The organism is Pseudorhodoferax soli, from assembly GCF_003337555.1.
Classification (GTDB): domain Bacteria; phylum Pseudomonadota; class Gammaproteobacteria; order Burkholderiales; family Burkholderiaceae_C; genus Pseudorhodoferax; species Pseudorhodoferax soli.
The window spans coordinates 410,316-427,790 of record NZ_QPJK01000005.1 but is presented as its reverse complement, the minus strand read 5'-3'; the positions used below and the strand labels follow the sequence as shown (position 1 = coordinate 427,790).

19 protein-coding genes are annotated in these 17,475 nt (G+C 71.9%); 11 read left to right on the top strand and 8 right to left on the bottom strand.

All coding sequences use genetic code 11. The annotated features are described in order from the left end of the window. Window positions 1–6 precede the first annotated feature (6 nt). The 5 genes from DES41_RS19845 (at window position 7) to DES41_RS39585 (ending at window position 3,198) form a co-directional block, all read left to right on the top strand. Window positions 7–309: a DUF3649 domain-containing protein gene (locus DES41_RS19845; protein WP_114469371.1), complete on the top strand. Its 303-nt coding sequence runs from the start codon at window positions 7–9 to the stop codon at window positions 307–309. Continuing rightward, a complete protein-coding gene (locus DES41_RS19840; protein WP_114469370.1) occupies window positions 306–1,991 on the top strand; it encodes a PepSY-associated TM helix domain-containing protein in 1,686 nt (561 codons plus the stop codon). The genes DES41_RS19845 and DES41_RS19840 overlap by 4 nt, the downstream gene beginning before the upstream one ends. Continuing rightward, window positions 1,988–2,338 (top strand): DUF3325 domain-containing protein, encoded by a 351-nt coding sequence (locus tag DES41_RS19835; RefSeq protein ID WP_114469369.1) that lies wholly within the window; start codon window positions 1,988–1,990, stop codon window positions 2,336–2,338. The genes DES41_RS19840 and DES41_RS19835 overlap by 4 nt, the downstream gene beginning before the upstream one ends. A gap of 79 nt (window positions 2,339–2,417) precedes the next feature. Further along, on the top strand, window positions 2,418–3,059 hold the full coding sequence (locus DES41_RS19830) for a peroxiredoxin (protein ID WP_114469368.1): 642 nt from the start codon (window positions 2,418–2,420) through the stop codon (window positions 3,057–3,059). A 10-nt stretch (window positions 3,060–3,069) separates the two neighbouring features. Beyond that, window positions 3,070–3,198 (top strand): hypothetical protein, encoded by a 129-nt coding sequence (locus DES41_RS39585; RefSeq protein ID WP_281277219.1) that lies wholly within the window; start codon window positions 3,070–3,072, stop codon window positions 3,196–3,198. Between the two features lie 7 nt (window positions 3,199–3,205). On the opposite strand, the gene DES41_RS19825 is transcribed toward DES41_RS39585, so the two are convergent. After that, window positions 3,206–4,219: an aldo/keto reductase gene (locus DES41_RS19825; protein WP_114469367.1), complete on the bottom strand. Its 1,014-nt coding sequence runs from the start codon at window positions 4,217–4,219 to the stop codon at window positions 3,206–3,208. Between the two features lie 30 nt (window positions 4,220–4,249). Next, a complete protein-coding gene (locus DES41_RS19820; RefSeq protein WP_114469366.1) occupies window positions 4,250–5,344 on the bottom strand; it encodes an alkene reductase in 1,095 nt (364 codons plus the stop codon). Between the two features lie 127 nt (window positions 5,345–5,471). On the opposite strand from DES41_RS19820, the gene DES41_RS19815 reads away from it, so the two are divergent. Continuing rightward, window positions 5,472–6,386: a LysR family transcriptional regulator gene (locus DES41_RS19815; protein WP_114469365.1), complete on the top strand. Its 915-nt coding sequence runs from the start codon at window positions 5,472–5,474 to the stop codon at window positions 6,384–6,386. Window positions 6,387–6,520: 134 nt separating this feature from the next. On the opposite strand, the gene DES41_RS19810 is transcribed toward DES41_RS19815, so the two are convergent. The 4 genes from DES41_RS19810 to DES41_RS19795 all read right to left on the bottom strand — a co-directional run bounded on the left by DES41_RS19810 (window position 6,521) and on the right by DES41_RS19795 (window position 8,068). Further along, complete coding sequence (locus tag DES41_RS19810) at window positions 6,521–6,928, bottom strand: OsmC family protein (RefSeq protein WP_114469364.1); 408 nt, start codon at window positions 6,926–6,928, stop codon at window positions 6,521–6,523. A gap of 63 nt (window positions 6,929–6,991) precedes the next feature. After that, the gene (locus DES41_RS19805) at window positions 6,992–7,438 is read right to left on the bottom strand and encodes a universal stress protein (protein ID WP_114469363.1); all 447 of its coding nucleotides are present in this window, start codon (window positions 7,436–7,438) and stop codon (window positions 6,992–6,994) included. A 61-nt stretch (window positions 7,439–7,499) separates the two neighbouring features. Then, window positions 7,500–7,760 (bottom strand): hypothetical protein, encoded by a 261-nt coding sequence (locus tag DES41_RS19800; RefSeq protein WP_114469362.1) that lies wholly within the window; start codon window positions 7,758–7,760, stop codon window positions 7,500–7,502. A gap of 2 nt (window positions 7,761–7,762) precedes the next feature. Further along, entirely contained in the window at window positions 7,763–8,068 is a 306-nt protein-coding gene (locus DES41_RS19795) for a hypothetical protein (protein WP_114469361.1), read from the bottom strand. 145 nt (window positions 8,069–8,213) lie between these two features. On the opposite strand from DES41_RS19795, the gene DES41_RS19790 reads away from it, so the two are divergent. The 4 genes from DES41_RS19790 (at window position 8,214) to DES41_RS19775 (ending at window position 13,365) form a co-directional block, all read left to right on the top strand. Next, entirely contained in the window at window positions 8,214–9,752 is a 1,539-nt protein-coding gene (locus DES41_RS19790; RefSeq protein WP_211333011.1) for a DNA-3-methyladenine glycosylase 2 family protein, read from the top strand. Window positions 9,753–9,754: 2 nt separating this feature from the next. Next, entirely contained in the window at window positions 9,755–10,327 is a 573-nt protein-coding gene (locus DES41_RS19785) for a methylated-DNA--[protein]-cysteine S-methyltransferase (protein ID WP_114469359.1), read from the top strand. A gap of 29 nt (window positions 10,328–10,356) precedes the next feature. After that, entirely contained in the window at window positions 10,357–11,253 is an 897-nt protein-coding gene (locus DES41_RS19780; protein WP_245965785.1) for a DMT family transporter, read from the top strand. A gap of 147 nt (window positions 11,254–11,400) precedes the next feature. Next, window positions 11,401–13,365, top strand: a complete 1,965-nt coding sequence (locus DES41_RS19775; protein ID WP_114469357.1) for a gamma-glutamyltransferase family protein — start codon at window positions 11,401–11,403, stop codon at window positions 13,363–13,365. Between the two features lie 76 nt (window positions 13,366–13,441). Here DES41_RS19775 and DES41_RS19770 read toward each other — a convergent pair whose 3' ends face one another. Then, the gene (locus DES41_RS19770) at window positions 13,442–14,326 is read right to left on the bottom strand and encodes a LysR family transcriptional regulator (RefSeq protein WP_114469356.1); all 885 of its coding nucleotides are present in this window, start codon (window positions 14,324–14,326) and stop codon (window positions 13,442–13,444) included. A 118-nt stretch (window positions 14,327–14,444) separates the two neighbouring features. On the opposite strand from DES41_RS19770, the gene argC reads away from it, so the two are divergent. Next, window positions 14,445–15,410 carry an N-acetyl-gamma-glutamyl-phosphate reductase gene (argC, locus tag DES41_RS19765; protein WP_114469355.1) on the top strand — a complete coding sequence of 322 codons (966 nt, stop codon included), beginning with the start codon at window positions 14,445–14,447 and terminating at the stop codon, window positions 15,408–15,410. Window positions 15,411–15,438: 28 nt separating this feature from the next. Here the strand turns inward: argC and DES41_RS19760 are convergent, their stop codons facing one another. Next, a complete protein-coding gene (locus DES41_RS19760; protein WP_114469354.1) occupies window positions 15,439–17,394 on the bottom strand; it encodes a methyl-accepting chemotaxis protein in 1,956 nt (651 codons plus the stop codon). Window positions 17,395–17,475: the final 81 nt, after the last annotated feature.

Below are 17,475 nucleotides of genomic sequence, written 5' to 3'. Positions count from 1 at the left end.
CGAGGGATGTCGAAGGAAAAGATCGGCGCGCGCTACCGCCTTGCGGTGGCCTCGCGCGCCCTGGCCGCCATCGGCGGCGGCTATGCGCTGTCGGCCCTGGCCGCCACGGCGATGGCGCTGTACCTGCCGCTGCACCGCGCCGAGGCGGTGATCACGGGCACGCTGGCGTCGTTCGTCGTCTACACCTGCGCGGTGATGTGGGCCTTCGCGGCCCGCAATGCCTGGCGCGCCTGGGGCGGGCTGGTCCTGCCTTGCGCGGTGCTGGCCTGCAGCCTGTGGCTGGCGCAAACCGCGGGAGCTGCGGCATGAAGGAAGGTTTCCGCCAGTCCATGGCCTGGCTGCACACCTGGTCGGGCCTGTTGGTCGGCTGGGTGCTGTTCATGGTGTTCGCGGGCGGCACCTCGGCCTACTTCCGCGACGAGATCAGCCTGTGGATGAAACCCGAGCTGCACGCGGCCACGGCGGCACCGCCGGCGGTGCCGGCGCAGGCCGTGGCACTGGCGCTGCGCCATCTGCAGGACAAGGCGGCCGGCAGCCCGCGCTGGAGCATCGAGCTGCCCAGCGAACGCGAGCCGCTGCTGCGCACCGGCTGGACCGTGCCGCAAGCGGCCGCCTCCGCGCCGCGGACGGGCGAGCGCCCGCGCCGGGCCCGCTTCGCCTCGGCCACGCTGGACCCGGCCACGGGCCAGCCCGTGGCGGCCCCGCGCGAGACGCGCGGCGGCGATTTCTTCTACCGCCTGCACTTCGACCTGCACTACATGTCGGCGATCTGGGGCCGCTGGATCGTGGGCTTTTGCGCCATGTTCATGCTGGTGGCCATCGTCAGCGGCATCGTCACGCACAAGCGCATCTTCAAGGACTTCTTCACCTTCCGGCCGAAGAAGGGCCAGCGCTCCTGGCTGGACGCGCACAACGCCACGGCCGTGCTGGCCCTGCCCTACCACCTCATGATCACCTACACCGGGCTGGTCACGCTGATGTTCCTGTACATGCCCTGGGGCCAGGAGGCCGTCTACCAAGACGACCGCACGACCTTCATCGCCGAGGTCTTCCCCTCGTCCGCGGGTTTCAGCAACCAGAAGGCCGCCGGCGTGCCGGCGCCGCTGGTGCCCGTGGAGCCGCTCATGCGCGAGGCCAGCACGGCCTGGCATGGCGCGGCCGTGAGCCGCGTCGTCGTCAACAACCCCGGCGACGCCACGGCCCGCGTGACGCTGTACCGGCACGAGGGGGGCAAGCTCTCCGCCAACCAGAGCTCCATGACCTTCGACGGCGCCAGCGGCCGGCTGCTGGGCCGAGCCGGCGAGGACATCGCGCCGGCCTCCGACACGCGCGGCGTGCTCTACGGCCTGCACCTCGGCCGCTTCGCGCACCCGCTGCTGCGCTGGCTGTTCTTCGCCTCGGGCGTCGCGGGCTGCGTGATGGTGGCCACGGGCCTGCTGCTGTGGTCCGTCAAGGAGCGCCAGAAGTACGCCAAGGCGCTCGCCAGGGGCGGCCGCGTGGGCTGGGGCCTGCGCCTCGTCGATGGCCTCAACGTGGGGGCCATCGCCGGCCTGCCGCTGGCCATGGCCGTGTTCTTCTGGGCCAACCGCTGCGTGCCCGTGGGCATCGCCGAACGCCCCGCCACCGAGATCGCCTGCTTCTTCTGGGCCTGGGGCCTGGCGGCTGTGGCCGGCCTCGCCTGGCCGGCCAGGCGCATGTGGCAGGTCCAGCTGGCGCTGGGCGGCCTGCTGTTCGCGCTGCTGCCGGTGCTGAACCCTTTGAGCGGCGGCATGGGCCTGCTCGCCAGCCTGCCGGCCGGTGAGTGGCGCATCGCCGGCTTCGACCTCACCGCGATCGCTCTCGGCGCCGGCCTGCTCGCGGCGGCGTGGTACGTGGGCAAGCGCAAGCCGACCGCCAAGGCGCGCGCGGCCGCTGCCCACGCCAAGGCCGAGGCCGAGGCGAAGCTTCTGGCTGCCGAACCGCGGCTCGAACCTGCGGGAGTTGGCCGGTGAAAGCCTTGCTCGCCTTCTCGGCCGCACTGACGGGCTTCTCCGCACTGAGCCTGGCGATGGACCGCCACTACGAGGACTACAAGGGCCGTGGCCATGCACCGACCGCCGCGTTGCGGCGCTGGATGCAGCTGGGCGGCGCACTGGGCCTGGCGCTGTCGCTGTGGGCCGCCATCGCGGGCTACGGCAGCGCCCAGGGCTGGGTCTTCTGGTTCGGCGTGATGACGGTGGCGGCGCTGGCCGTGGCGCTCACGTTGACGTATGCGCCGCAGCGCATCGTGCGGCTGCTGCTGAGTGGTGGCGCGCTGCTGGGCGTGAGTGCGTTGGGCAGCCTGGCGTCGCGCGTCTAAGCATAGAAGCAAAAATTCGTTGGTTCCAGCGGGCGCGCTCCGAATACTCGGGCCGTCCACCATCCTTTCGGAACCTTCCATGGCCACCCTCCGACTCGGCGACACCGCCCCCGATTTCTCGCAGCAATCCAGCCTCGGCACCATCGACTTCCACGCCTGGGCCGGAGACGACTGGGTCGTGCTGTTCTCGCACCCGGCCGATTTCACGCCGGTGTGCACCACCGAACTCGGCAAGACGGCGGCGCTGTCGGGCGCGTTCGCCCAACGCGGCGTCAAGCCCATCGCCATCAGCGTCGACCCGGTCGACAAGCACCGGCAGTGGATCGCCGACATCGACGAAACGCAGAACACCTCGGTGCAGTTTCCGATCCTGGCCGATGCCGACCGCAAGGTGTCCACGCTGTACGACCTGATCCACCCCAATGCCTCGGCCACGGCCACGGTGCGCAGCGTGTTCATCATCGACCCGAAGAAGGTGGTGCGCGCCACCATCACCTACCCGGCCAGCACCGGCCGCAACTTCGACGAGATCCTGCGCGTGATCGACTCGCTGCAGCTGACCGACAGCCACAAGGTGGCCACGCCGGCCAACTGGCAGGACGGCGACGACGTGGTGATCCTGCCCAGCCTGCAGGACCGCAAGGAACTGGCCGAGCGCTTCCCCAAGGGCTACACCGCCGTGCGGCCCTACCTGCGCATCACGCCGCAGCCGAACCGCTGAGGCGCGCGCCATGGCCAACGACCGCCTGATCCTGCTGCAGCCCGGCTTCAGCAGATCGGCAAGCTTCCGCGAGCGCCAGTCCGGTGCCCGCCGTGTGTGCGGCACGACGGGCCGCCTGGCAGCCGCCCGGCCGGAATGACTGCAGCTCAGGCGCCCGAAGGCAGCGGTGCATCGGCATGCACCAGCGCGGCATCCCGCAGTTCACGCCAGAACGCGGCCGGCACGGGCTGCTGCAGTGCGGCGCGGTCCTCGGCGATGCGCCCCGGGCGGCTCGCGCCGGGAATCACGGCGGCCACGGCGGGATGGGCCAGCGCGAACTGCAGGCCGGCCGCCTTCATGGACACGCCATGGCGGTCGGCGATCGCCTTGATCGCGGCCACCTTGGCCAGCGCGGCCGGCGTGGCCGGCGCGTACTCGAAGTTCGGGCCACCGACCAGCGCGCCCGAGCTGTAGGGCCCGCCGACGACGATGGACAGGCCGCGCTCGGCCACCTTGGGCATCACGCGCTGCAGCGCGCGGCCATGGTCCAGCAGCGTGTAGCGCCCGGCGAGCAGGAACCCGTCCGGCCGTGGGCCCTGCAGGTCCAGCAGCAGTTCGATCGGCTCGACCCGGTTCACGCCCAGGCCCCAGGCCTGGATCACGCCCTCGTCGCGCAGCCGGTCCAGGGCCTTGAAGGCGCCCTTGCGTGCAGTCTCGAACACGCTGAGCCATTCGTCGCCGTAGAAGTCCTGCGCCACGTCGTGCACCCAGGCGATCTCGATGCGGTCGGTCTTGAGGCGCTTCAGGCTGTCCTCGATGGAGCGCAGCGTGGCGTCCTCCGAGTAGTCGTTGACGACCCGGTTGGGGCGGCCATGCAGGAACACGCCACCCTTCTCGCCCTGGTCGCGCGCGGCCACATCCTCCACTTCATCGAGCACGAGGCGGCCGACCTTGGTGCTGATGACGTAGTCGCCGCGCGGCCGGCCGGCCAGCGCCTCGCCCATGCGGATCTCCGCCAGGCCGGCGCCGTAGAACGGTGCGTTGTCGAAGTAGCGGATGCCGTCGTTCCAGGCGGCGTCCACGGTGGCCCGCGCCTCGGCCTCGGGGATGTCGCGGAACATGTTGCCCAGCGGCGCGGTGCCGAAGCCCAGCGGGCCGGGCAGGAGGTCCTTGAGTGCCATGGTGGTGTTCTCCAGAGGGTGGGCGTCGGTTCAGGCGGCCTGGGCGACGCTGAATTCGGTGTAGCCCTCGGCGCCACCGCCGAAGTATCCGGCGGCGGGGGCGTTGAACAGCGGCAGGCCGTGCTGCAGCCGTTCGGCCAGGTCCGGGTTGCCGATGAAGTCGCGGCCGAAGGCCACCATGTCGGCATGGCCCGAGGCCGTGGCGGCGATGGCGCGCTGGCGGTCGTAGCCGTTGTTGGCGATGTAGGCGCCGCCGAAGGCCTGGCGCAAGGCCTGGTTGTCGAACAGGCGGCCGGTGCCGTCTTCGGCATGCATCTGGCCTTCCACCACATGCAGGTAGGCCAGGCCGAGCGCGCCGAGGCGGCTGGCCAGAGCGGCATGGGTCTCCTGCGGCGTGCTGTCCAGCGGCGTGTCGCCGATGGCCGTGGACAGCGGCGACAGCCGCACGCCCACGCGGTCTGCGCCCCAGACGCCGGCAACCGCCTGCACGACCTCCATCGTGAGCCGCGCGCGGTTCTCGATGGAGCCGCCGTAGCCGTCGGTGCGCCGGTTGGTGCTGTCGCGCAGGAACTGCTCGAGCAGGTAGCCGTTGGCGGCATGCACCTCGACACCGTCGAAGCCCGCGGCCTGGGCGCGCAACGCGGCCTGGCGGTAATCCTCGACGATGGCGGCGATCTCGTGGAGTTCGAGCGCACGCGGCATCGAAGGCGTCTCGAAGCCGGTCTCGGTGAACACCTTGCCGCCGGCCTGCAAGGCCGAGGGCGCAACGGGCGCGGCGCCGCCCTCCTGCAGGCTGGTGTGCGACATGCGGCCCACGTGCCACAGCTGCACCACGATGCGGCCGCCGGCCGCGTGCACGGCGTCGGTCACCTGCTTCCAGCCGGCCACCTGGGCGTCGGTGTACAGGCCGGGTGTCCAGGCGTAGCCGCGCGCCTGCCGCGAGATGTTGGTGGCCTCGGCGATCAGCAGGCCGGCCGAGGCGCGCTCGGCGTAGTAGCGCGCGGCCAGCGGCGAGGGCACGCCGTCCATGCCGGCGCGCGAGCGCGTCAGCGGGGCCATGGCGATGCGGTTCTTCACGGCGATAGCGCCCAGGCGGCTCGGGGTGAACAGGGTTTCGGTGGTCATGGTGCGGTGTCCTTGGTGGATTCGGTGGTGGTGGATGGGTCCCGGGTGAAGCGAAGTTTGGGCCGTCCTCTTCCATTCATCCAATTTATTCGTTGAATTTCAGATATTCATCAAGCAAGATATCTGGATGCGCTACGACCTGAACCTGCTGCCTGTTTTCCTGGCCCTCATGGAGGAGCGCAGCGTGACGCGCGCGGCCGAGCGCCTGGGCATCACGCAGCCGGCGCTGTCGAACGCGCTGACGCGGCTCCGTGCGCTGCTGCAGGACCCTTTGTTCATCCGCGAGCGCTACGGCATGCAGCCCACGCCGAAGGCCGAGGAACTGGCCCCGGCCATCGCCGAAGCGCTCGCAACGCTGGACGGCCTGGTGCGCGGCCAGCAGGCCTTCGACCCGGCCAGCGCGCAGGGCCTGGTCACCATCGCGCCGAACAGCTACGTGGAGTACGTGCTGGTGCCTGCGCTGGTGGCGCGGCTACGCGCGCTGGCGCCCGGTATCCGGTTGCGGCTCACGCCCTACGGCGCCGATCTGGCCGAGACCGGCGTGGTCTCGGGCGCCACCGCCATGGTGTTCGGCCGCATCACGGACCCGCCCGCCAACCTGGTCGTGCAGCACCTCATGGACGACGGCCTGGCCTGCGTGGTGCGGGCCGACCATCCGGAGGTCGGCGCGCGCATCACGCGCCGGCAGTACGAGCGGCTCAAGCACGTGAACATGCTGCCGCCGGGCCGGCTGCGCGCGGGGCTGTTTCAGAAGCTGGAGCGCGTGCAGCTCAAGCGCGAGGTGGCGGTCTCGGTCACGCACTTCCTGGCCATTCCCGAACTCGTGGCCGTGACGGACTACTGCGCCACGCTGCCGCGCCAGATCTGCCGCCGGCTGGCCAACGATGCACGGCTCAAGGTGCTGCCCGCCCCCGTGGACCTGGGCAGCTTTCCCGTGCAGATGGCCTGGCACGTGCGCTACCGGGACGATCCCGCGCACCGCTGGCTGCGCGAACTGGTGGCGGAAGTGGCGAAGGAACTGGCACAGGGCGCGGCGGGCTGAAGGCGGCCCTTGCCAGCGCACCGGCGGCCGCCCGGGCCTGCATCCGGAACGCCTGGCCCGCAGGGGCAGTCAGGCCCGGTGCACGGCCGCGTGCCGGCGCGTACCGGCGTTCACCGGCGCGCTGCTGTGCTGGCCTAGACCAGTGCGGTGGCGATGCGCACCTCGCCCGTCAGCACCTTGTGGATCGGGCAGGCATTGGCCACTGCCAGCAGGCGCTCACGCTGGGCGGCGTCGAGCGGGCCCTGCAGCGTGATGCTGCGCGCGATGTCGGTGCCGACCGCGCCCGGCGCGGCGGCACGCAGGGTCAGGGCCACCTCGATGCCCTCCAGCGGCCACTGCTTGCGCGCGGCGAACATCTTCAGCGTGATGGCGGTGCAGGCACCCAGGCTGGACAGCAGCAGCGCATGCGGTGTCGGCCCGGTGTCGCCGCCGCCCTGCGCCGCGGGCTCGTCACCGCTCCAGCGGTGGCCGGCCTCGTCGCGGAACTCGACAGCGTAGGGCGTGGCGCCCAGGGTGGCTTGCAGGGTGACATCGGCGGACATGGTGCTCCTTCGGCAGGTGGACGGGCGCCGATGGTGCCACGGCCACCCGGCCGGCACGCAGTGTCAGGCTTCGCTGCCGCGCACCACCATCACCGGCACGCGCGCGTTCTGCAACACGCGCTGCGTGACGCTGCCCAGCAGCAGCTTCTCGATGCCGCGCCGGCCGTGCGAGCCCATCACGATGAGATGGGCACCGCAGGTGCCGGCCGCCTGCAGGATGCCGTCTTCGGCCGCATGGCCCTCGACGGTGGCGGATTCGCAGGGCACGCCGGCCGCCTCGACCATGGCCACCGCCGCGCGCAACGCACCCTCCGCATTGGCGTTGGCGGCAGACAGGTATTCGGCCTGGCCCACGGCGGTGTCCGTGCCGACGCCCATGAAAGGGTAGATGTCGATCACGTGGACGACGAACAGATCGGACTGGAAAGCGCGCGCCAGTTCCACGGCATGGTGCAGGGCGGCCAGGGCGGCCTGCGAGCCATCCACGGGAACCAGGATCTGCTTGTACATGCGGGTCTCCTTGGAGGGTAGAAGGCCCCAAGTCTAGGCGCGCGGCAGCGCCCGCCGCCCGCTACGCCAGCATGCCTTCGGCCACCTGCGGCGTCACCACGGGCACCACCAGCTCGAACTCGCGTGCCACGCACTGCTCGATGCGCGCGAACACCGCGGGGATGCGGCAGCTGCCCACGTCGCTGGCATCGCGCAGATGGCCCCCGATCTTGCCGTCGGGGTAAATGCGGAAGGCCATGCCCTCGGAGAACTCCGGATCGGCCCACAGCCGCTGGTTCAGTTCGGCCAGGTACTGCACATGGTTCAGGGGCTTGCGCTGCATGGTCAGAAGCGCTCCAGGTCGGCCAGTTCCAGGCAGTCGGTGGGCTGGTTGTCCAGGGCCAGAGAGCGGTCGCCGCCCTCGCCCTGCACGACCTTCAGGCGAGGGCCCAGCGACACGCGCTCGCCATCGCGCAGCAGGGCATGGACGGCGTCGCCCGCGTCGATGCGGGCGACCACCTGGTCGACCTCGACCGCATGCGGCTCCTGCTGCCAGGCGCCGCTGCCATCGCCGTGCCCGAGCTGCACGGCCGTGAGTTGCTGGTTCTGGTAGCGCACGGCGGTCACGCAGTATTGGTTGTTCGTGGTCATGGCAAGACCTCCTTTCGGCCACCATGGTGCTGCCGTGGGGGCGCCGCAGCTGTCGGCCGGCGTCCCGCGGCGCTGTCGGTCCCTGTCGAGGCACATGTCCGAAAACGGCGAGTCGCCTGGTTGCCCGACACCTATCATCCCCGCCATGGACCCGTCCACCCTCTCCCCCGGCGACCCGCTCGACGCAGCCCGTTACCGCGCGCTGGCCGCCCGCGATGCGCGCTTCGACGGCCGCTTCTTCACCGGCGTGACCAGCACCGGCATCTACTGCCGCCCGGTGTGCAGCGTGAAGACGCCGCGGCGGGAGAACTGCCGCTTCTTCGAGCACGCGGCCCAGGCCGAGCGCGCCGGTTTCCGGCCCTGCCTGCGCTGCCGGCCCGAGCTGGCGCCCCAGGCCTTCCCCTGGTCGACGCAGGACGCGTCGAGCATCCTCGCCCAGCAGGCCGCGCGGCTGCTCGACGCGCCCGATGCCTGGCCCGAGGCCGGCCCCACGGTGCAGGCGCTGGCCGAACGGCTGGGCGTCTCCGACCGGCATGTGCGCCGCATCTTCGAGGCGCAGTTCGGCGTCTCGCCGCTGCAGTACCTGCAGACGCGCCGCTTGCTGGCCGCCAAGCAGCTGCTGGCCGACACCGACCTGGCGATCGCCCAGGTGGCCCAGGCCAGCGGCTTCCACAGCCTGCGCCGCTTCAATGCCGCCTTCGTCGCGCACTACGGCCTCAACCCCGCAGCGCTGCGCCGCGCTGGCGGCCAGCGCGAAGGCCAGGGCGCCCAGGTGCGGCTGGGCTACCGCCCGCCGTACTACTGGCAGGCCATGCTGGCCTTCTTCGGGGCGCGGCAGGTCCCCGGCATGGAGACGGTGGCCGGCCCCGACGCCGCGGCACCCGGCATCGCGCGCACGCTGGCGCTGCAGGCAGGTGGGCAGCGGCACGAGGGCTGGCTGCACATGGCCTTCGCGCCCGAACGCCACCAGCTGCTGCTGCGCGTGTCCGACAGCCTGCGCGCCGTGCTGCCGCTGGTGATCCGGCGCGTGCGCGTGCTGCTCGACCTGGATGCCGACCCCGAGGCCATCCACGCGGTGCTGGGCGCGCGCTTTCCCGAGGGCGCGGGCCTGCGCGTGCCGGGCTGCATGGACGGCTACGAGCTGGCCGTGCGCGCCGTGCTGGGCCAGCAGATCACGGTGGCGGCCGCGCGCACGCTGGCCAGCCGCCTGGTCACGCGCTTCGGCCAGCCCATCGCCACCGCCGAGCCGGGCCTCACCCATCTGTTCCCCGCGCCACAGGCGCTGGCCGAGCTGGGCGATGCCGCCGGCGACGCCCTCGGCGGCCTGGGCATCGTGCGCCAGCGCCAGGCGGCCATCGTGGCGCTGTCGCGTGCGGCGGCCGCAGGGCTGAACCTGCAGCCCGGCGGCGACGTGCCGGCCACCATCGCCGCGCTGAAGGCCCTGCCCGGCATCGGCGACTGGACAGCGCAGTACATCGCCATGCGCGCGCTGCGCTGGCCCGACGCCTTCCCGGCCGGCGACGTGGCGCTGCACAACGCGCTGGGCGTGCGCGATGCGCCGCATCCCGGGCGTGCGGCAGAGGCCGCGTCCGAACCCTGGAAGCCCTGGCGCAGCTACGCCGTGCTGCGCGCCTGGGCGACCCTGCCAGCGCGCCCTGCCAAGAAGACCACAACGAAGGAATGAACATGCTGTTCCACCCGTCTACCGTCCACACCCGCATCGACACGCCACTCGGTGCCATGGTGCTGTCTGCCTCCGAGGCGGGCCTCAACGGCGCCTGGTTCGACGGCCAGCGCCACCAGCCCACCTCCGACGCCTGGCCCCAGGCCACACGGCATCCGGTGCTGCTCGCTGCGCAGGAGCAGCTGCTGGCCTACTTCGCCGGCGCGCGCGAGCACTTCGCGCTGCCGCTGGACCTGTCCGGCGGCACCGCCTTCCAGCGCGCGGTCTGGCAGGCCCTGCTGGCGATCGCGCCGGGCGCCACCTGCAGCTATGGCGCGCTCGCGCACCAGCTCGCGCGGCCGGCGGCCGTGCGCGCGGTGGGCGCCGCCGTGGGCCGCAACCCGATCAGCGTGATCGTGCCGTGCCACCGCGTGCTCGGCCACGCCGGTGGGCTGACGGGCTACGCGGGCGGGCTGCCGCGCAAGAGCGCGCTGCTCCAGCGCGAAAGCGCACTGCCGGAGCTTGCTGCTTGGGCACCGCCGGGCCGCCCCAAGGTGCCCGGCACCGCAGCGCGCAGCGCGGAGGTACTCCAGTGAGCGCGGTCCGGCCGCCCGGAGCTGCCCCAGTGGCCCAGCCGCGCAGCGCCTGGCTCGGCGACTTCCTCCTGCTGTCGGCGCTGTGGGGTGCCTCCTTCCTGTTCATGCGCAATGCCGCGATGGAGCTGGGCCCCTTGCCGACGGCCGCCGCGCGCGTGGGCATCGCGGCGCTGTGCCTGATGCCGCTGCTGTGGCGGCGCGGCCTGCTGCCCGAGCTCGTGCGCCACCACCGGCCGGTGCTGTTCGTGGGCCTGCTCAACTCGGGCATCCCGTTCGCGCTGTACTCGTACGCGGTACTGTCGATCTCCACCGGCCTGTCGGCCATCCTCAACGCGACCGTGCCGCTGTTCGGCGCCGTCGTGGCCTGGGCCTGGCTGCGCGAGCGGCCGGGCGCCTCGCGCAGCCTGGGCCTGGCGCTGGGCTTCGTGGGCGTGGCGCTGCTGGCCTGGAACAAGGCCAGCTTCACCCCCAAGGCCGGCGGCGCCGCGACGGGCTGGGCGGTGCTGGCCTGCCTCTTGGCCTGCATCTGCTATGCCCTGGCCGCCACGTTCACCAAGCGCTACCTCGGCGACGTCAAGCCGCTGGTGCTGGCCGCCGGCAGCCAGCTGGGCGCCACGCTGGGCCTGGCGCTACCGGCGCTGTGGCTGTGGCCAGGCCGCGCGCCCAGCCTCACGGCCTTGGGCAGCCTGCTCGCGGTCGGCGTGCTGTGCACGGCGCTCGCGTACATCCTCTTCTTCCGGCTGATCGCCAATGTGGGGCCTGCGCGCACCTTGACGGTGACCTTTGTGGTGCCGGTGTTCGGCGTGCTGTACGGCACGCTGCTGCTGGGCGAGGCGCTCACGCCGGCGATGCTGGGCTGCGGTGTGGTGATCCTGTGCGGGACGGCGCTGGCGACGGGTGTGGTCCGGCTGCCCTCGAAGCGGTGACGACGCCGTCAGGTAACACTTGGCAACAACTTGCTGGTTAGCCGCAATGGCCGCGAGGGCGCAAGCGCTGGCACAGTAGCTGCTTCCCCTGTCGCCCTGTGCCCGCTCCTGGTGCGCAGATTTCCCGTCCCGAGGCTTTCCCTACCAATGAAATACAACACACGCACCCCTCTCTGGATTGCCACGCCCATTGCAGTCGCCCTGGCCGTTGTCGCCTGTGGCGGCGACGGTGGCGACGACCTGATCGTCGACACCAAGGCAGACAGCTGCGCCATCCTGGCCAGCAACGGCTCCACGGTGGTCGTCGGCTCCGGTGTGGCCGGCGATCCGGCCGCGCCCGAAGCCGCGTCTGGCTACCGCCTGGGCTACAAGGCCAAGCATTCCAGCAGCTACATGGTGGTGGCCAACACGCCGCTGGCCAGCAAGGCCGGTTGTGAGGTGCTCAAGGCCGGCGGCACGGCTGCCGATGCGGCCGTCGCCGTGCAGGCGGTGTTGGGCCTGGTCGAGCCGCAATCGAGCACCATCGCCGGCAGCGCGTTCATGATGTATTACGACGCGGCCAGCAAGAAGATCACTGCCTACGACGGCCGCGAGGCCGCGCCCGCCGGCGCCACCGGCTACTACCTGGTGCGCCAGGACCAGGCGGACGCCGCTTCGCCCGCACCCCTGCCCAGCGCACGCCGCAGCGGCCGCTCGATCGGCGTGCCCGGCGTGATGCGCATGATGGAGATGGCCCAGAAGGAGCACGGCAAGCTCAAGTGGAACCAGCTCTTCGACGAAGGCGTCGATCTCGCCACCAACGGCTATGTGATCCCGGCGCGCCTGGGTGCCGCCATCAACAGCAACCGCGCCAGCCTGGCGCTGGACGCCAATGCGGTGGCCGCGTACTTCAAGGCCGACGGCAGCCCCAAGCTGAGCGGCGAGACCACCACCAACCTGCCCTACGCGCAGACGCTGCAGGCGCTCGCCGCGCAGGGCGCGGACGCGCTGCACACCGGCCCCATCGCCCAGGCCATCGTGGCCAAGGTCGCACAGGCTGTCGGCGACGATGCAGCCCGCACGCCGATCACCCCCGGCCTGATGACCATGGCCGACCTGGCAGGCTACAAGGCGAAGAAGCGCGATCCGGCCTGCACGACCTACCGCGCCACCTACTACGTCTGCGCCATGGCGCCGCCGTCTTCCGGTGGCATCGCGATCACGCAGGCGCTGGGCATCCTGGAGAACTTCCCGCTGTCGGCCTACCCGCCAATCAACCCCGACGTGGAAGGTGGCGTGCCCAGCGTGATGGGCGTGCACCTGGTGTCGGAGGCGTCGCGCCTGGCCTATGCCGACCGCGACAAGTACGTGGCCGACACGGACTACATCCCGCTGCCCGGCAACGGCTTGTCCACCATGCTCGACAAGAACTACCTGAAGAGCCGTGCAGCGCTGATCGACATGACGCGCAGCATGGGCACGGCAGCGGCCGGCAACCTGGGCGATGTGCCACTGGGCCGCGACACCTCGATCGAAGCCGGCACCACGCACTTCTCCATCGTCGACTCCTACGGCAACGTGGCCTCGGTCACGTCCACGGTGGAGTCCAGCATGGGCTCCTTCCACATGACCAACGGCTTCCTGCTGACCAACCAGCTGACCGACTTCTCCGGCCAGCCGGTGGACCTGACGACCGGTGCGCCGATCGCCAACCGCGTTGCACCGGGCAAGCGCCCGCGCAGCACGATGGCGCCTACGCTGGTGTTCCGCGGTTCCGAGCCGGGTGACTTCATGCTGGCCACCGGCTCGCCTGGCGGCGGCACGATCATCCAGTACGTGCTGAAGACCGTGGTCGGCGCGCTGGACTGGGGCATGGATGCGCAGATGGCCACCTCGATGGTGGACTTCGGCGCGGCCAACAGCCCGACCACCAACGTCGACGGCGCCAACACGGCGCTGGACACCTCGGCGCTCGTGGCCGGCCTGCGCGCCATGGGCCACACCGTGAACACCGGAGCACAGTCCAGCGGCATCTCCACCATCATGCGGATCCAGAAGGACGGCAAGTGGATGCTGCAAGGCGGCGTGGATCCGCGCCGCGAAGGCATCGTGCTGGGCGACGGCGCGCTGTAGCGCCCGGGGGGCCCGCAACGCCCCTCCCCACCGCGCAAGGCCCGGCAACGGGCCTTGCGCTTTTTTGCGCGGCACCTCAGCGCGCCGGCATCTCCAGCAGGGCCTGCAGCGTCAACTCCGTCGGCCCGTCGTCCAGCCTCACCCGGTGCGCAATGCCCAGCGCCCGCGACAACGCAGGCCGCAGCGGCCGCATGCTGATGCGCTGGTCCGGCAGCGGCGCGCCGGCTTCGTGCGGCAGCAGCGCGGCCCCGTAGCCCGCGGCCACCAGGCTCTTCATCGCGTCGTTGTAGTTCAGGGCGATGCGCGCCTGCGGCCGCTCCCCCGCCGCCGCGAACCACTCGGCGGTCTGGCGCGAGAGCCGGGTGCCGCTGTCGTTGGCGATCAGCGGCCGGGCGGCCAGCCAGGCGGGCGTCACCTGCCGCGGCGGCTTCCAGTCCGCGGGCACGAAGGCCAGCACCGGGTCTTGCCGCCAGGCCCGCACGCGCAGGCCACGCAGTGCCGGCTGCGGCAGCGCGACGATGCCGATGTCCAGGTTGCCGGCCGCCAGGCGTGCGAGCGCTTCCACGCTGGTCATCACCGCGACCTGCACGTCGATCTCCGGATGCTGGGCGGCCAGGGCCTGCAGCGCCTGCGGCAGCAGGTGCGCCAGCGCGCCCGTGGAGGCCCCCAGGCGCACACGGCCGCCGCGTGCGGCGATCTGGGCCTGCACGGCCTGCAGCAGCTCGTCGGCTTCGGCGAGCAGCCGCCGAGCCTTGTCGATCAAGAGGCTGCCGGCGGATGTGGCCGTCACGCCCGATGGCGCGCGGTGCAGCAGGCGCGTGCCCAGGCGGGCTTCGAGCTGCGCCACATGCAGCGTCACCGTGGGCGGGGCCAGGTGCAAGGCCTTGGCTGCCGCGGCGAACGAGCCGAGGTCGGCCACCATGAGCAAGGTCCGCAGGCGGTCGAGATTGAGTTCACGCATGGTCCATGCCTCCCCGGGTCGTCATTCATGGTTTCTGAATCCGCAGTTTGTCAGATTCAACTGGCCTGCATGCGCGCAGCGCGGCACCATGCGTTCCGAACCCTGTCGGAGCACTCCCATGACCCCTCTCGTTTTCATCGATGGCGACCAAGGCACCACCGGCCTGCAGGTGCGGCAATGGCTGGCCGGCCGGACCGACCTGCGCGTGCTGCAGCTGCCCGCAGAACAGCGCAAGAGCGCGGCCCACCGCGCCGAGGCGCTGAACGACTGCGACATCGCCCTGCTGTGCCTGCCGGACGAGGCCGCGCGGGAGGCCGTGGCGCTGGTGCGCCGCCCCGGCGTGCGCGTGATCGATGCCAGCTCTGCGCACCGCACGGCACCCGGTTGGGTCTATGGGCTGCCGGAGCTGGCGGCGGCGCAGGCCGACCGCATCGCCCATGCCGCGCGGGTCAGCAACCCTGGCTGCTACCCGACCGGCGCGCTGGCCTTGCTCAGGCCCCTGGTCGACGCCGGACTGCTGCCGGCCGACTACCCGCTGGCGATCCACGCGGTGTCGGGCTACTCCGGGCGGGGCCGGGCCGGGCTCGAGGACCACGAAGGCGCGAACGCGGCCGAGGCGGCACCCCTGCAGGTCTATGGCCTGGGCCTGCAGCACAAGCATGTGCCCGAGATCCAGCAGCATGCCGGGCTGGCGCATGCGCCGGTGTTCGTGCCGGCCTATGGCCACTACCGGCAGGGCATCGTGCTGACCATCGCGCTGCACCTGCGCCTGCTGCCCGCCGGCGTGACGCCCGGACACCTGCACGCCGCGCTGCAGGCGCGCTACGCGGGGCAGGCCTGCATCGACTTGCAGCCCCTGGGCGGCGACGCAGATGCCCAGCGCCTCGATCCGCGGGCGCTCAACGGCAGCAACCGCCTGCGACTCTCGGTGTTCGGGCAGCAGCGCAGCGGCCAGGTGCTGCTGGCCGCGGTGTTCGACAACCTGGGCAAGGGCGCCGCGGGTGCCGCGGTGCAGAACCTCGACCTGATGCTGGGCCTGGCGGCACGGCCGCAGCGGCAAGCGGGGCAGCCGCTGGCCGCATGACGTGGGCTATTTGCGCAGGGCCTGCCGGTCAAGCCGCCTGCAGCCACGGCTCGCTCTGCGCAGCGCCCTGGGTGCGGAACACCGCCACGCCGTCGACCAGTTCGCCCGCCTGGCTGCGCAGGCTGCTCGCGGCGGCGGCCATCTGCTCCACCAGCGCGGCGTTCTGCTGGGTCGTCTGGTCCATCTGCGTGACGGCCTCGCCGACCTGCGCCACGCCCTGAGATTGTTCCTGGCTGGCGGCGCTGATCTCTCCCATCAGGTCGGACACGCGGCGCACGGCGGCCAGCAGCTCCTGCATGGTCGTGCCGGCCCGGCCGGCCAGCGCATTGCCGGCATCCACGCCCTGCACGCTGTCGGTGATGAGGGCCTTGATCTCCCTGGCCGCCTCGGCGCTGCGCTTGGCCAGGACGCGCACCTCGCTGGCAACGACAGCGAAGCCGCGGCCATGCTCGCCGGCACGCGCCGCCTCGACCGCGGCGTTGAGCGCGAGGATGTTGGTCTGGAATGCGATGGCGTCGATCACGCCGATGATGTCGGCGATCCGGCCCGAGGCGGCGTGGATGCCCTGCATGGTCTGCACCATCTGCGCAACCACCGTGCCGCCCTGCTCGGCCACGCCGCTGGCGCTGGCGGCCAACCGACTGGCTTGGCGCGCCGTATCGGCGTTCTGGCGCACGGTGGCCGTCATCTGCTCCATCGAGGCGGCCGTCTGCTGCAGCGCGCTGGCCTGGCTCTCGGTGCGCGCCGACAGGTCGTTGTTGCCCTGCGCGATCTCGGCGCTGGCCGTGGCCACGCCATCGGCATTGCCGCGCACGCGCACCACCACCTCGGTGAGCTGCGCGCGCATGGCCAGCAGCGCGGCGATCAGGCGGCCGACCTCGTCCGTGCCATGCGGGATGCCCGGGCCTGCCAGGTCGCCCTGCGCCACGGCCCCCGCCAACGCGACGGCCTGCCCCAGCGGCCGGGTGATGGAGCGCACGAACACGGCCATCAGCCCACCGGCGAGCAGCAGGGCCATCCCCAGCGCCATGCCGGTCCACAGCAGCGCGCTGCGCTGGTCCACGATGCGCTGCTGCAGCGCCGCATCCAGGCTGGCCATGGCCAGCGCGTTGAGCCCGTACAGGCCGTCGATGGTCCGCGTGAAGTCGTCGAAGTAGGCTTGGCCCGGCAGCGTCAGCGCGGCGGCCTGCAGCAGTTCGCGCTCGGCCAGCTGCAGCGTGGCGGCGATGCGCTCGCTCTGCTGGCGCGCGGGCGCCTCCAGCGCCTGGCGCAGCGCCGGGTCGGCCGCGCTGGCACGCGCGAAGTTGCGGAAGGCCTCGCCCTGCAGTTCCAGCACGCGCTCGCGCAGCGACTGCAGCAGCGCCCGGCCCGGGGGCGGCAGTTCGCCAAGCGCGAGGAAGGCGGACCCCTGGGCGCGCATCACGCCCAGCTTTTCGCCCAGCATGGGCGCTTGCACCAGCGCGGCCTGGATCAGCGCCTGCAGCGCCGGCTCGGGCTCGACGGTGAGCCGGAAGCTCTGCAGCAGTTCCTCGCCAATGCGCATCGTGGAGCCGATCAAAGCGGTGTGCCGGGCGGTGCTCTGCGGCGCCTGCAGGCTGCGCGCCGCCACCTCGGACTCCAGCTGCTGCCAGGTCTGGCGCAACTGCCCCCAGGCCTGGCGCTGCGTTGCAGGCACCTCGGCTTCGGCGAAGCGTGCGTCCGCGGCCTCCAGTGCCTTGGCCACCGCATCGCGCGCGGCCGGACGGCGCGCCGCCAGCACCTCGTTGCCGCTCAGCATGCTGGCCGACAGGCCGCGGTGCACCTGCATGCCCTGCACGGCCTGGTGGAGCGCGGCCAGCGGTGCGGCGCCACGGGCTTCGAGGCGGGCCTGCGCCAGCGTCTGCAGTGCACCGCGGGTGTAGAGCCACGCCGGCAGCAGGCACATGAGCACGCCGATCAGCGCAAGGATGGCGAATTTGTGGAACAGGGACAGGCGTTGGAGCATGCAGGGTCTCGGCAGTGGCGGGAACAGGGCGCGGTGTGCGGCAGGCCGTGCCCGGCCCGCCCGCACACGGTCTCGTCGGCC